Genomic DNA, 13,733 nt, shown 5'->3' on the forward strand with positions numbered 1-13,733 from the left:
GAGCATGCTGGCCCTCGATCTGCACACCGTCCTGGTCGCCAACCGCGGCGAGATCGCCCGACGGGTGATCCGCACCTGCCGGCGCCTCGGCATCCGCAGCGTGGCGATCTTCACCGACCTCGACGCGCACGCCCTGCACGTGCGCGAGGCCGACGAGGCGCTGCGCGTGTCGAGCTATCTGGACATCGACGCCGTGCTCGCCGCCGCGCAGGCGTCGGGGGCCGACGCGGTCCACCCCGGCTACGGCTTCCTCTCCGAGCGCGCCGAGTTCGCCCGCGCCCTCGAGGGGGCCGGGATCAAGCTGGTCGGGCCCTCCTCGGTGGTGATGGAGCAGATGGGCCGCAAGGACGCCGCCCGCGAGATCGCCGTGGCGGCGGGGGTGCCGGTGGTGCCCCGCGGCGAGGACGCCGGGTTCCCCGTCCTCGTCAAGGCCGCGGCCGGCGGCGGCGGCAAGGGCATGCGCATCGTCCGCGACGCGAGCGAGTACGACGCGGCGCTGGCCGCCGCGAAGCGCGAGGCGCTGTCGTCGTTCGGCGACGACACCATGCTCGTCGAGAAGTACGTCGAGCACGGCCGCCACGTCGAGGTGCAGGTGCTGGGTGACGCGCACGGCAACGTCGTGCACCTCTTCGAGCGCGACTGCTCGACCCAGCGACGCCACCAGAAGGTGATCGAGGAGGCCCCTGCTCCCGGCCTGGACCCGGCCCTGCGCGAGCGGCTCACCGACGCCGCGGTCGCGCTGGCCCGCCACGTCGGCTACGAGGGGGCCGGCACCGTGGAGTTCCTCGTCGACGCCGACACCGGTGAGGCCTACTTCCTGGAGATGAACACCCGCCTGCAGGTCGAGCACCCGGTCACCGAGGCGATCTGCGGCGACCTCGACCTGGTCGAGCACCAGCTGCGCGTCGCGGCCGGGGAGCGGCTCTCGCTGCGCCAGGAGGACCTCGCCATCACCGGGCACGCGATCGAGGTGCGCGTCTACGCCGAGGACTCCTTCGGCGGCTTCCTGCCGCAGGCCGGCACCGCGACGCTGGTGCGCTGGCCGCAGGGGGCGCGCGTCGACCACGCCCTGGAGAGCGGCCAGGTGGTCAGCACGTCGTACGACCCGATGCTCGGCAAGGTCGTCGTGCACGGGGCCGACCGGGAGAGCGCGCGGCGTGCGCTGCTGGCCGCCCTCGACGACACCGCGATCCTCGGCCTCACCACCAATGTCGGGTTCCTGCGCGCGCTGGTGGCCGGCGAGGAGTTCCGCGCCGGTGCCGTCGAGACCGCCTGGCTGGACACCGCGCGGCTCGAGCCCCCCGCCGCGGACCTGGCCCGGGTCTTCGCCGCCTGGACCCAGGCGATGCTGGTCGCCGAGGGCCTCCTGCCCGGCGGGCTGGGGGCCGGGGACCCGTTCCGTGCCGACGGGTTCCGGCTCGGGGCGCCACCCGCCGCCCAGTGCATCGAGCTGGACCGCCCGGTCACCGTCGACCGCGCCGCCGGGATCGTCCGGGACCAGACGGAGCAGGCCGTGCGCGAGCTCAGCGCGCAGCGCCACGTCGTGGTGCTCGCGATCGACGGCCGACGCGAGCAGGCGGTGGTCGACGTGACCGCGCACGCGGTGGAGGTGGTGCACCGCGGCCAGCGCCACGTGTTCACCCGGCCTGACCCGTTCCTGGACCACGCGGCGGACCTCGGCGACGGGACCGTGCTCGCGCCGATGCCGGGCACGGTGCTCACGCTCCCGGTCGCCGCGGGCGACCCGGTCGCGCACGGCGACGTGCTGGCCACCATGGAGGCGATGAAGATGGAGCTCACCCTGCGGGCGCCGTTCGCCGGCACGGTCACCGTCGTGGACGCCGTGGCCGGCGCCCAGGTCGCGCTGGGCGCCCGGCTGCTCGTGGTCGAGCCCACCGCCGCTGAGCCCACCGTCTCCGCCGAGTCCGAGTAGCGTCGGGCCCAGTCGTCCGAGCAGGAGAGGAGCGCGCCGTGCGCAGTCCCCAGCAGGTCCCCACTCCCGGCCTGCCCGAGCAGGTGACGATCTACGAGGTCGGCGCCCGCGACGGCTTGCAGAACGAGGCGACCCGAGTCCCGCTCGAGGTGAAGGCGGAGCTCGTCGGCCGCCTGCTCACCGCCGGGCTGCCGGTGGTGGAGGTGACCAGCTTCGTGCACCCGAAGTGGGTGCCGCAGCTGGCCGACGCCGCCGAGCTGATGACGCTGCTGGTCGACCAGCACGGCGACTACGCGCGCGACCTGCCGGTGCTGGTGCCCAACGAGCGCGGGCTCGACCGCGCCCTCGACCTCGGGCTGCGCCACATCGCGATCTTCGGCTCGGCGACCGAGACCTTCGCCCAGCGCAACCTCAACCGCAGCCTCGACGAGCAGTTCACGATGTTCGAGCCGACGGTGCGCCGCGCCCGCGATGCCGGGGTCCGGGTCCGGGCCTACGTCTCGATGTGCTTCGGGGACCCGTGGGAGGGTCACGTCCCGATCGAGCAGGTCGTCTCCGTGGGCAGGCGCCTCTTCGACCTCGGCGCCGACCAGCTCAGCCTCGGCGACACCACCGGCGTCGGCACCCCCGGCCACGTCACCGCGCTGGTGGACGCCTTCACCGCTGCCGGGATGCGCCCCGACCAGCTGGCCATGCACTTCCACGACACCTACGGCCAGGCCCTCGCCAACGCGTACGCCGCGCTGGGCGTCGGCATCACCACCTTCGACAGCTCCGCCGGCGGACTCGGGGGCTGCCCCTACGCCAAGAGCGCCACCGGGAACCTCGCCACCGAGGACCTGGTGTGGATGCTGCGCGGGCTCGGCATCGACACCGGCGTCGACCTCGAGGCGCTGGCCGCGACCAGCACCTGGATGGCCGGGCGGCTGCGTCGCCCCAGCCCGTCGGCGGTGGTCCGTGCGCTGGGTGAGGGCTGAACGGCGTACGGCAGAATCGACCACATGAGCCGTCGCGTCTACCTCCACATCGGGGCGCCCAAGACCGGCACCACCTACCTGCAGGACCGGCTGATGCGCAACGCGGTCACCCTGGCCGAGCACGGCGTGGTGCTGCCGTCGAAGTCGCGGCTGCTGGACGCCGACCTCTTCCACTTCCGCGCCGCCCTCGACCTGCTCGAGCAGGACTGGGGCGGAGCCCCCGGGCACGCGGCCGGCAGCTGGGAGACGATGGTGCGCCGGGTCCGCCGCGCCCACGGCACCGTGATCATCAGCCACGAGATCCTGGCGCCGGCCCCGGCCGAGAAGGTCGCCCGGGTGATGAACGACCTGGCCGGCAGCGAGATCCACATCGTGTACAGCGCCCGCGACCTCGGCCGCCAGCTCCCGGCGGCCTGGCAGGAGAGCATCAAGCAGGGCCGCAAGTGGAGCTTCAGCCGCTTCCTCGACGGCGTCGAGCGTGGTGGCCCCTGGTTCCGTGCCGCCTTCGACCTGCCCAGCGTGCTGACCACCTGGGGGGCGAACCTGTCGCCCGATCAGATCCACGTGGTCACCGTGCCCCAGGCGAGCGCGTCCGGGCCGGGCGACGAGCTGTGGCTGCGTTTCTGTCGGGTGTTCGGCATCGACCCCGCCTGGGCGCCGCTGGACAGCGAGCGCACCAACCGCTCCCTGGGCATCGCCGAGACCCAGCTGATCCGTCGGCTCAACCGCCGGATGGGGCGGGAGGTACGTCGCGAGGAGCGCTACGACGTCCTGGTCCGCGACCTGCTGGCCCACGAGCGCCTCGCCCATCGCCGCTCCACCCCGGTCCGGCTCTCCCCGCGACGCTTCGACTGGGCCGAGGCGCAGGCGGAGCGCTGGATCGAATGGATCGAGGGCAGCGGCGTCGACGTCGTCGGCGACGTGGAGGACCTGCGGCCGGTGCGGCCGGCCGAGGACGAGGTCTGGCACAACCCCGACCGGGTGGGCGCCCGGCCCCAGCTCGAGGCGGCGCTCGACGCCCTGGAGGCGATGACCCGCGAGGCCGCCAGCCGGCCCGATCCCGAGCGAGCCCTCGGGCAGCGGATCCGCTCCCACGTCAACAGGCTGCGGAACACGTGAGCGGCGCGGTCCCCGGCGACGCCCGCGCCCGCGCCTGGGCGTGGGTCGACCACCTGCGCACCGGCGGGACCACCCCCTGGCTCGCGTGGCACCCGGAGGCCGCCGCGGGCAGCGCGCGCGCAGCGGGATCCGCGGGGCCCGGCGCGCCGAGCGACGGGCCGCTGCCCGGCGCCCAGCAGCTGGAGCTGCTGCGCCGGATCAACCTCGCCGCGGGTGCGGCCGTCGAGCCGGCGCTGGTCGAGCGGGTGCTGGCGGCCAGCCCGCCCGGCCGGGGGGCGCTCGACCTGCCGCTGGCCGGCACCCTGGCCGGAGAGCCGTTCGGCGCGCCGGCGGTCGACCCCGCGGCACTGGCTCCCCGCGAGCTGCTGCGCCCGGCGGTCGGGCTGCTGGCCGACGACGCGGTCGCCGCCCCCGACGAGCCGGGCCGCGCGCGGTGGCGGCCCCGCGCCTCCGCGCGGCCCCGGCCGCTGCCCTGGCGACGCCACCCCCGCCTGGTCGGCGACCCGGTGCTGGCGCGTGCGCTGCGCGCCGGCTTCGCGGCCGAGCGCTGTACGCCCGGTCGCGGCGACGTGCTGGTGCTGGGCGGGAACCTCGAGCACCTGATGGGCGCGGTGTGGACCGTCCGGATCCTCGACGGCGGCACCGCCTCCTGGCGGGACTTCTGCGCGAGCTGGCACGCCCGCGACCAGCTGCCGCCGCGCGCCGACCTCGCCGCCCAGGCCGCGGTGTGGGCGCAGCGCCGACGCGAGGTGCAGGTGGTGATGGACCCGGGCGCCCTCGCCCACCTGGTGCCGGCGCGCCGCCCGCCGGTCGCTCCGGCACCGGCTCCGGGCGTCGCCCTCGAGGTGACCCGCCGGGTCTCGCGCGTGCTCGGGCTGATGGTGCCCGCGCCACGGCGTACGACGTTGATCCGCGCGGTGCTCGACGACGCGGTCGCCGCCGTCGCCCGCTCGGCCGTCGCGCCGGGCGGGCACGGCTCCGACGTATCGGTGCGCGGCTGGTCGCTGCCGCCGGTGGTCCCCGCCGAGCAGCGCGCGTGGCTGCGGCTCCAGGCCGCCGACCAGTGCCGGGCGCTCGCCGCGGCTCAGTACCCTGTGCACGGCCGGCTCGAGGCGCTGCTGCCCGCCGAGTCCTCCGCCGACGCGCCCGCGAGCCCCGCGTCGCTCGACGCGGCGGCCCTCGCCCTGGCGGTGCGGATGCTGCTCGACGGCGCCAGGGGACCCATCCAGCAACGGGGACGACGAGAGACGAGGAACAAGGCGTGACGAGCAAGCGGGTGCTGGTGCATGTCGGCACGCCCAAGACCGGTACGTCGTACTTCCAGGACGTCCTGTTCCGCAACCGCGAGGTGCTGCGCGAGCAGGGGATCCTCTATCCCGCCGAGCGCTTCGACGCCCAGTTCCTGGCCGCGCTCGACCTGATGCGGCTGCCGTGGGGCGGGCTGGAGACCGACGCGGTCGGCGCCTGGGACAAGCTAGCCGGCGAGGTGGCCGACTTCGACGGCACCGCGATCATCAGCCACGAGATCCTGGCCACCGCCTCCCGCCAGGAGGCGGACCGGGCGCTGGAGTCGCTGGGCCACGGAGCGGGGGCCGAGGTGCACCTGGTGCTCTCGGTGCGTGACCTGGTCCGCCAGATCCCGGCCGAGTGGCAGGAGAACGTCAAGCACCGCAGCACCGTCACCTATGCGCGGTTCCTGGAGATGATCCGCGACCCCGAGCGCCCGGGCCGGATCGCGAGCTGGTTCTGGGCGGCCCAGGAGATCCCCGACATCCTGCACCGCTGGGGCCACGCGCTGCCCCCCGAGCGGGTCCACCTCGTCACGGTGCCGGCCCCCGGTGCCCCGCGCGACCTGCTGTGGCAACGATTCAGCAGGGTCTTCGGTCTCGACGGCCTCGACCTCGACCTGGAGGCCGAGCGGGTCAACCCGTCCCTGGGGGTGCCCGAGACGACGTTCATCCGCCGGCTCAACCTGGCCGTCAACAACGTGCTGGAGCCCGCTGACTACCGGCCGCTGGTGCGCGAGCTGTTGGCCCACCAGACGCTGTCGCGGCGCACCGAGTCACCGCGCCTGGCGCTCCCTCCGCAGGTGCATCCCTGGGCCCAGGAGGTGGCCGGGCGGTGGATCGAGGCGATCGCCGAGCGTGGGTACGACGTGGTCGGCGACCTCGAGGACCTGCGCGGCGGCCCGCCCGCAGTCGAGTACGCCGACCCGGACCGGCCGCGTGAGCGCCTGGTCGCCGCGGCCGCGGTCGACGCCACCCGCGCGCTGCTGATGGAGAACACCCGGCTGCGGCACAGCGAGGCGCACCTCGCCGCGGAGCTGGCCGACGCGCGGCAGGCGCTGGAGCGCGCCTACCTGCGCCCGACGTACCGGCTGCGCGAGAAGATCGTGCGCCGGCTGGACTCCTCCAGCGCCGGCGCCCGGGTGATGCGGGTCTACCGCCGCGCGCGGGGCAGGAGCTCCTTGTCGACGTAGCGGCCGATCCGCCAGGTGGACCAGCCGTCGCTGCCGGCGCCCACCAGGCCGCCGACGACCGGCACCCGCCGGCCCACGGTGGTCACCATCTGCTTGCCGGCCACCTTGGCCAGCATCGCCGCGGCCACCTCGGCGGAGACGATCCGGTCCAGCGCCGGGTCGTGGGCCGGCGCGGTGGCCAGCGCCATCGGCGGGGCGGGGATCTTGCGCTTCTTGAGCAGCTTCTCGATCTCCTCCTCGCCGAGCAGGGACACCAGCAGCGCGTTGCGCACCCGCGGGTCCTCCAGCTCGTAGCCGCGCAGGTGGGCGATGCCCGCGATCATCCGGCTCTGCACCAGCGCCAGGCCGGTGACGTTGACCGGGATGGTCACCGCCGCGGTGACCAGGCCGCCCAGGTTGGTCACGAACCCCTGCGCGCCGGCGTAGCGGACGTGGTTGTCGATCAGCTCGCGGATCGCGCGCTTGTGGTCGCCGTCGTGGTCGGCGAGGTGCTTGTCGGCGGCCTCGGCGGCCGGAGGCAGGGGACCGACGCCTCGGATCGCGCGGTGCAGCGCCTCACGCACGAAGCTGCTGCTGAGGCCGGGGGCCAGCTGGGCGGCCTTCGGCAGCAGGACCCGGCTCACGTTCTGCTTGACGCTCATGCAGCGATCCTACGGAGCCGACGATGGTGCCGGGGCTCGGACGCTCCCGGGGCGGTGTGTCGCTACCGTGAGCACCGTGCCCGTCGAGCCGCCGCCCACCGTCTGGGACTTCGGCGACCCCGCCCGCTTCGACGAGCGCGGGGAGCTGGCCGAGGACGACCTGGTGGCGATCGGGGCGGACCTGGCCCCCGGCACGATCCTGGCCGCCTACCGGCGCGGCCTCTTCCCGATGCCCTCGGGGATGGCGAACGAGCCGCCGCACTGGTTCTGCCCGGTATACCGAGGCGTGCTGCCGCTGGACGGGCTGGTCGTCTCGCGCTCCCTGCGCCGCGCCGTGCGCGACTACGAGATCCGGGTGGACACCGCGTTCGCCGAGGTGGTCGACGCCTGTGGCGACCCGCGCCGACCGGGCGGGTGGATCGACGCCGACGTTCGCGCGGCGTACGTAGGCCTGCACGAGCTGGGGTGGGCGCACTCGGTCGAGGCCTGGCGCGGCGGAGAGCTCCTCGGCGGGCTCTACGGGCTGGCGATCGGGGGCCTGTTCGCCGGAGAGTCGATGTTCCACCGGGCTCGCGACGCCTCGAAGGTCGCCCTGGTCGGGCTGGTCGACCTGCTCACCGACGAGTACGCCGAGCGGCGCCTGCTCGACGTGCAGTGGAGCACGCCGCACCTGGCCTCCCTCGGCGTCGTCGAGGTGGATCGGGCCGATTACCTGCGGCGGCTGGGTCAGGCCCTGGCCGTACCGTTGCCACGGGCGCTGGACCACTGAACCGCCGATCAGGCCCGCAGGCATGAACAGCGGGTGGATTGGGCAGGGTCCCGCCCCGAGACATCACCCACGACAGGAGAGCACATGAAGCACGTATCCCTGGCCGCAGGCCTGATCCTGATGGGCGGCGCGCTCGCCGGCTGCGGCAGCGACGGCGCCCCGACAGACGCCTCGGAGGGGGACTTCTGCAACGCCTACATCGAGGCCTCGACGATGGGCGGCGAGGACACCACCGGCGGCGACCTGAAGGACTGGGCCGAGGACCTCGAGGAGACGGGCACCCCGAAGAGCATCTCCGACGAGGAGCGCGAGGGCTTCGAGCTGCTCGTCAAGTGGGCCAAGGACGTCGACGAGGACGCGAAGGCCGCCGACATCGAGGACCCCGACATGAGCGAGTCGGAGGAGAAGAAGTTCGACGCGTTCGGCGAGTACGTCAGCACCACCTGCAAGGACGAGATCGAGAAGTCCATGGAGGAGCTCATGCCCGACGGTGCACCGAGCGCCCCCGAGTCGGAGTGACCCCGCAGCGCTGAGCGGGCCTCACGCGATGCGCGGCGGCTGACCGGTCTCGCTCACCATGGGGCGACCGGCGGCGGCCCACTCGACCATCCCGCCGTCCAGGTTCACCACGTCACGGCCCTGCTGGCTGAGCCAGGCCACCGCCTGGGCGGAGCGGCCGCCGATCTTGCAGACCACCAGCGTCTGCTCGACCGGCACCTCGTCGAGGCGCTGCACGAGCTGCGAGAGCGGAACGTGCAGCGCCCCCTCGATGTGGGCGTGGTCCCACTCGACCTGCTCGCGCACGTCGAGCACGTGCAGGCCCTCGGGCAGCGGGTCGGGCACGCCGTCGATGGTCACCGTGGGGATCTGGGTCATGCCCCCACGCTAGTCCCCGTGCCGGACGCCGAGGCGGCCGCGGGGTCGCGTCGCCACCACGCCACCACCGGCACCAGCAGCAGGGCCAGGAAGCCGCCGGCCAACGAGAGCGTGGCGAAGCTGGAGGCGTCCACGACGAGCCCCGAGAGCGCGCCGCCGGAGGCGCCGGCCAGGGCGACCAGGACGTCGAGGGCGCCCTGGGTGCGGGCCCGGGTCTCCAGCGGTGCCGCGTCGACGACCAGTGCCGTGCCGCTGATCAGGCCGAAGTTCCAGCCCAGCCCGAGCAGGCACAGGGCGAGGGTCAGGGTCAGCAGGGAGTCCCCGGGGGCGAGCGCGGCGACGAGTCCGGCCGCGAGCAGGGTGGCGCCTCCCGCGATCGCCATCGGCACCCGCCCGACCTTGTCCACCAGGCGGCCGGTGACCAGGGACGGCAGGAACATCGCCCCGACGTGCATGCCGATCACGAACCCCACCGCGTCCAGGCTGTGGCCGTGGTGGCGCATGTGCACCGGCGTCATCGTCATGATCGCCACCATCGCGACCTGGGTGAGCACCATCACCGTCGCGCCGACGGCCACGCCTCGGCGGGCGCTCGTGGTGGGTGCGCCGGTGGGTGGGGCGGTGGGTGGGCTGGTGGGTGGGCTGGTGGGGGCGGGTGCTGCAGGGGAGGACGGGTCGTGGGCTGCGTCTGCGTCTGCGTCTGCGTCGGCGTCGGCGTCGGTGAGGGCGGCGGCGGCGCGGGCGACCAGGTACGGGTCGGGGCGCAGCGCGACGAACAGCACCAGCCCCGCCACGCCGTACGCCACCGCGCCGAGCAGGAACGGGCCGGCCAGCCGGGGGATGCCGAGCGCGGCGGCGAGGTCGCCGAGCAGGCCGACCGAGGCGGGTCCGGCGACCGCGCCGAAGGTGGTCGCGACCAGCGCGATGGAGACGGCGCTGGCCCGGCTCTGCGCCGGGGCCAGGTCGGTGCCGGCGTAGCGCGCCTGCAGGTTGGTGGCCGTGCCGGCGCCGTAGACGAACATCGCGGAGAAGAGCAGCAGCGGGCTGTCGATCACGGCGGCGACGACGATCGCGACGGCGCCGGCGGCGCCGGTCAGGAAGCCCGCGGCCAGGCCCAGCCGGCGACCCGAGCGCTGGGAGACGATGCCGACCAGGTACGCCGCGAGGGCGGAGCCCAGCGTGAACAACGCGGCCGGCAGCCCCGCGATCCCGGCGCCGCCGACCATCTCCTGGGCCAGCAGCGCGCCGACCGTGACGCCGGCGGCCAGGCCGGCGCCGCCGAAGACCTGGGAGACGACGACCACGCGCAGGGTGCGGCGATGCAGCGCGCGGCGGGCCTCGGGCGAGGCGGCCACGCGCGCGACGTGGGACTGGGCCGGGCTCATCCGAGCCGGCTCACTTGAGCAGTCGGGACATGCGCCGGTCGGCGAGCGGCTTGCCCCCGGTCTGGCAGGTGGGGCAGTACTGCAGGCTCGAGTCGGCGAACGACACCTCGCGGACCACGTCACCGCAGACCGGGCACTTCTCGCCGGTGCGCCCGTGCACCGCGAGGTGTGACTTCTTCTCGCCCTTGAGCTGGCTGGGTGCCAGCCCGCGCGAACGCTCGACCGCATCGCCGAGCACCGTGCGGATCGCGGCGTAGAGGATCTCCAGCTCGTCGTCGCTGAGGCTGTTGGCGGGCTTGAACGGCGAGAGCCGCGCGGCGTGGAGGAGCTCGTCGGAGTAGGCGTTGCCGATGCCGGCGATCGTGCCCTGGTTGCGCAGGATCCCCTTGATCTGGGCGCGGCCCGCGTCGGCGAGGATCTGGCCGAGCAGGTCGCGGGTGAACCCCTCGCCGAGCGGGTCGGGTCCGAGCCGGGCGATCCCGGGCACCTCCTGGGGGTCTCGCACGACGTACATCGCCAGGCTCTTCTTGGTGCCCGCCTCGGTGATGTCGAGGCCGGCGACGTCGTCGATCACCACCCGCGCGGCCATCGGCGACTTGTTGCTGGGCTTGGGCGGCAGGGTCGGTACCTCGTCGCGCCAGCGCACCCAGCCGGCCCGCGCGAGGTGTAGCACCAGGTGCAGGCCCGAGGCCTCGACGTCGAGGAACTTGCCGTGCCGGGTGACGTCGTCGACCAGCGTCCCCTCCAGCGCGGACAGCGGCGGGTCGAAGGTCTTCAGGGCGCTGAACGCAGCCAGGTGGACCTTGGTGATCGCGTGGTCCTTGAGCCGGCCCTTCAGATCGAGGGCCAGGGCTTCCACCTCGGGCAGCTCGGGCACGCCGCTCAGTCTAGGGCGCCGGGGCCCCGCGCAGGGGGCGCCGACCGCTGCCCGGCGCCGTCCCTTGTCGCCGTTTGGTCCCCAACGGGGCATATTTCGCGCAGGAGCATGCCGTTAGTGACCAATCGGCGACCCCCGACCCATCCCTACGGCCCCTGGCCCGGCCTCGACCGAAATCCCTCCGCGGTGACCTCTTCGCCGGCCTCGACGCAACGGCGTACGCCGTCAGCTCGCCCTCGAACGGGCCAGGCATGTCGAGGCACCGTGATTGGGCGGAAACGGACCCTCGCGGCCGCACATCACCCCCGTTGGGGACCAAACGAGGTGCACCCGGGCGCTTCGGTCGAAGGTCGGCGCCACAGCGGCGTACGTCGGAAGTTGGCCCGCGGAACCGGGCGTGGCCCGTGAGCCGTGCCGGGGCCGTCGATTGGGCAGAAACGGACCCTCGGCGCCTGGAATCGCCTCCGTTGGGGACCAAACGGCGACCGGGAGGGCGCCCAACACAGGACACGCTACCCAAATCTAGCCCCCACCCTAGATGCGCAGATATCGTCCGCACATGGATCCGATCCGCAACCCGTATGCCCCAGGGGCCGGCCAGCGTCCCCCCGAGCTGGCGGGGCGCGACCGGGAGCTGCGCCAGTTCGAGGTGACGCTCGAGCGGGTGGCCGCGGGACGCCCGGAGCGGAGCATGGTGCTCTCGGGGCTGCGGGGGGTCGGCAAGACGGTGCTGCTCAACGCCCTGCGCTCGCAGGCCGTGAAGCGGGCGTGGGGGACGGGCAAGATCGAGGCCCGCCCGGACCAGAGCATCCGGATCCCGATGGCCCAGGCGGTGCACGCCGGCATCCGCGAGGTGTCGCACCGCCACCGCGACCCCGACCGGGTGGACGCGGTGGCGGGGGTGCTGAAGAGCTTCGCTCTGCGCACGTCGGTCGAGGATCGCAAGGGGATGCGCTGGACGCCGCCGATCGACGTGCCGGCCACCCGCGGCCGCGCGGACTCCGGTGACCTCGAGCTCGATCTGGTCGAGCTGTTCTCCGACGTGGCCGAGCTGGCTGGCGACCTCGGCGTCGGGATTGCGGTGTTCATCGACGAGATGCAGGACATCCCCGCGCCCGAGCTGGCCGCGCTGTGCGGGGCCTGCCACGAGATCAGCCAGCAGGGCTCCCCGTTGATCGTGGTGGGCGCCGGCCTGCCGCACCTGCCGGTGGCGCTCGCCGCCTCCAAGTCGTACGCCGAGCGGCTGTTCCGCTACGTGTCCGTGGATCGCCTGCCCCGGGAGATGGCCGACCGGGCCTGGCGGGTCCCGGCCTCGACCGAGGAGGTCGACTTCGAGGCGGACGCGCTCGACGAGCTCTACCGACTCACCGACGGCTATCCCTACTTCGTGCAGGCGTACGGAAAGGTGACCTGGGACGCGGCCGTCGGGTCGCCGGTGCGGGTGGAGGACGTGCGGGTGGCGGCGCCCGAGGCGGAGGCCGAGCTCGCGGTGGGGTTCTTCGGCGCCCGCTACGACCGGGCGACGCCGGCCGAGCGCGACTACATGGTGGCGATGGCCGACCTCGGAGCCGACAACGCCGACGGGCCGGTGTCGACCGCCGACGTGGCGCGGCACCTGGAGCGCAAGCCGCAGTCGCTCTCCCCGGCGCGCGACGGCCTGATCAAGAAGGGGCTGGTCTTCTCCGCCGAGCGCGGCAGCGTCGCCTTCACGGTGCCGCACTTCGGGGCCTTCCTCCGCTCCCGCTGAGCGCGCCCCCTGCTGAGCCGCTGAGGCGCCCCGGGCGGGCCCATTTGTGACCGCACACTGAGATGTCACGCTCGGTGTGACTCGGTGTGACATCTCGTGGGTACGTTGTGGGCAAGCGGGCGCGGGAGCCGCCCGGAGCACTTGATGAGGGAGAGAACCGTGCAGATGACGCGCGTAGCAAGACTGTTGACCTCGGCCGTCCTGTCCGGCGCGGTGGTCGTCTCGGGGGCCCAGCTCACCGGCGCCTCGGCGGCGCCGGCCCAGCTGGTCGCCCGGTCCGCCGAGCCGACCGCGAAGACGGCTGCGGCTGCCGCCGAGGCGTCGGCTGCGCGACCTGCGGCCACCCGGGCCAAGCGCCTGGCGCGCAAGAAGCGGGTGGGCGCCAACGTCGCCGACCGCAAGCGCGCGGCGTACCGCGAGATCCTCGCCGACCCGAAGATGACGGACCTGGAGGGGCTCGGCCCCCAGCTCGAGCGGGCGGCCAAGCAGGGCCTGGCCCGGATCAACCAGCTGGAGCGCAGCCTGCGTCAGGCGAAGCGGCCGCAGCGCGCCACCCAGATCATCAAGCGCCTGCGCGCCCTCGACCCCGGTGAGCTGCACGAGATGGGTCGGGTGGCCGTCACGGCGCTCTACGCCCAGGAGAACCCCAGCGCGATCCGCGACGTGCTCGAGCTGCTCGAGGGCTCTCCGCTCGGCAAGCCCCTGGCCGGGGTGATCTCGCTGATCCGCGACATCGTCGAGAAGATCAACGAGACGCCGCTGGGCACCGTCGTGCGGATCGTGGACACCCTGCTCGGCGGGCTGACCGGGCTGCTGAAGAACCTGATCGGCCAGCTGCCGCTGCCGGCCCTGGGCGGTCGCTGATCCCCTCTCGCCCCGGCTGACCGCGCCCACCGGGCGTAGTGCCGGGGCCCCGGCGTGGACACCGCG

General features: G+C 74.1%; 13 protein-coding genes. 9 read left to right on the forward strand and 4 right to left on the reverse strand.

Annotation, left to right across the window (positions count from 1 at the left end; all coding sequences use genetic code 11):
* Nucleotides 1-4 precede the first annotated feature (4 nt).
* Genes AC6EH9_RS02730 through AC6EH9_RS02750 form a run of 5 tightly spaced genes read left to right on the forward strand, consistent with a single transcriptional unit; the run spans nucleotide 5 to nucleotide 6,508 of the window.
* Nucleotides 5-1,933: an acetyl/propionyl/methylcrotonyl-CoA carboxylase subunit alpha gene (locus tag AC6EH9_RS02730; RefSeq protein WP_498420276.1), complete on the forward strand. Its 1,929-nt coding sequence runs from the start codon at nucleotides 5-7 to the stop codon at nucleotides 1,931-1,933.
* Nucleotides 1,934-1,971: 38 nt separating this feature from the next.
* A complete protein-coding gene (locus AC6EH9_RS02735) occupies nucleotides 1,972-2,910 on the forward strand; it encodes a hydroxymethylglutaryl-CoA lyase (protein ID WP_498420278.1) in 939 nt (312 codons plus the stop codon).
* Between the two features lie 24 nt (nucleotides 2,911-2,934).
* Entirely contained in the window at nucleotides 2,935-4,029 is a 1,095-nt protein-coding gene (locus AC6EH9_RS02740; protein ID WP_498420280.1) for a hypothetical protein, read from the forward strand.
* Entirely contained in the window at nucleotides 4,026-5,294 is a 1,269-nt protein-coding gene (locus tag AC6EH9_RS02745; RefSeq protein ID WP_498420282.1) for a hypothetical protein, read from the forward strand. Before AC6EH9_RS02740 ends, AC6EH9_RS02745 begins: the two co-directional genes overlap by 4 nt.
* Nucleotides 5,291-6,508 (forward strand): hypothetical protein, encoded by a 1,218-nt coding sequence (locus tag AC6EH9_RS02750; protein WP_498420283.1) that lies wholly within the window; start codon nucleotides 5,291-5,293, stop codon nucleotides 6,506-6,508. Before AC6EH9_RS02745 ends, AC6EH9_RS02750 begins: the two co-directional genes overlap by 4 nt.
* Here AC6EH9_RS02750 and AC6EH9_RS02755 read toward each other — a convergent pair.
* Nucleotides 6,469-7,149 (reverse strand): hypothetical protein, encoded by a 681-nt coding sequence (locus AC6EH9_RS02755; protein ID WP_498420285.1) that lies wholly within the window; start codon nucleotides 7,147-7,149, stop codon nucleotides 6,469-6,471. The genes AC6EH9_RS02750 and AC6EH9_RS02755 overlap by 40 nt on opposite strands.
* Before the next feature lie 76 nt (nucleotides 7,150-7,225).
* Here AC6EH9_RS02755 and aat point away from each other — a divergent pair, with 76 nt between their 5' ends.
* Together aat and AC6EH9_RS02765 are read left to right on the forward strand one after the other, a co-directional pair.
* Nucleotides 7,226-7,918 (forward strand): leucyl/phenylalanyl-tRNA--protein transferase, encoded by a 693-nt coding sequence (aat, locus tag AC6EH9_RS02760; protein WP_498420287.1) that lies wholly within the window; start codon nucleotides 7,226-7,228, stop codon nucleotides 7,916-7,918.
* 84 nt (nucleotides 7,919-8,002) lie between these two features.
* Nucleotides 8,003-8,437 carry a hypothetical protein gene (locus tag AC6EH9_RS02765; protein ID WP_498420289.1) on the forward strand — a complete coding sequence of 145 codons (435 nt, stop codon included), beginning with the start codon at nucleotides 8,003-8,005 and terminating at the stop codon, nucleotides 8,435-8,437.
* 21 nt (nucleotides 8,438-8,458) lie between these two features.
* Here AC6EH9_RS02765 and AC6EH9_RS02770 read toward each other — a convergent pair whose 3' ends face one another.
* Genes AC6EH9_RS02770 through AC6EH9_RS02780 form a run of 3 tightly spaced genes read right to left on the reverse strand, consistent with a single transcriptional unit; the run spans nucleotide 8,459 to nucleotide 11,056 of the window.
* Nucleotides 8,459-8,794, reverse strand: a complete 336-nt coding sequence (locus AC6EH9_RS02770) for a rhodanese-like domain-containing protein (protein WP_498420291.1) — start codon at nucleotides 8,792-8,794, stop codon at nucleotides 8,459-8,461.
* The gene (locus AC6EH9_RS02775; RefSeq protein ID WP_498420293.1) at nucleotides 8,791-10,179 is read right to left on the reverse strand and encodes an MFS transporter; all 1,389 of its coding nucleotides are present in this window, start codon (nucleotides 10,177-10,179) and stop codon (nucleotides 8,791-8,793) included. The genes AC6EH9_RS02770 and AC6EH9_RS02775 overlap by 4 nt, the downstream gene beginning before the upstream one ends.
* A gap of 10 nt (nucleotides 10,180-10,189) precedes the next feature.
* A complete protein-coding gene (locus AC6EH9_RS02780) occupies nucleotides 10,190-11,056 on the reverse strand; it encodes an Fpg/Nei family DNA glycosylase (RefSeq protein WP_498420294.1) in 867 nt (288 codons plus the stop codon).
* Nucleotides 11,057-11,615: 559 nt separating this feature from the next.
* Here AC6EH9_RS02780 and AC6EH9_RS02785 point away from each other — a divergent pair.
* Nucleotides 11,616-12,803 (forward strand): DUF8462 domain-containing protein, encoded by a 1,188-nt coding sequence (locus AC6EH9_RS02785; protein ID WP_498420296.1) that lies wholly within the window; start codon nucleotides 11,616-11,618, stop codon nucleotides 12,801-12,803.
* Nucleotides 12,804-12,989: 186 nt separating this feature from the next.
* A complete protein-coding gene (locus AC6EH9_RS02790; RefSeq protein ID WP_498420298.1) occupies nucleotides 12,990-13,667 on the forward strand; it encodes a hypothetical protein in 678 nt (225 codons plus the stop codon).
* The last annotated feature ends 66 nt before the right edge of the window (nucleotides 13,668-13,733 follow it).

Source organism: Nocardioides sp. Z21_20 (assembly GCF_059766585.1).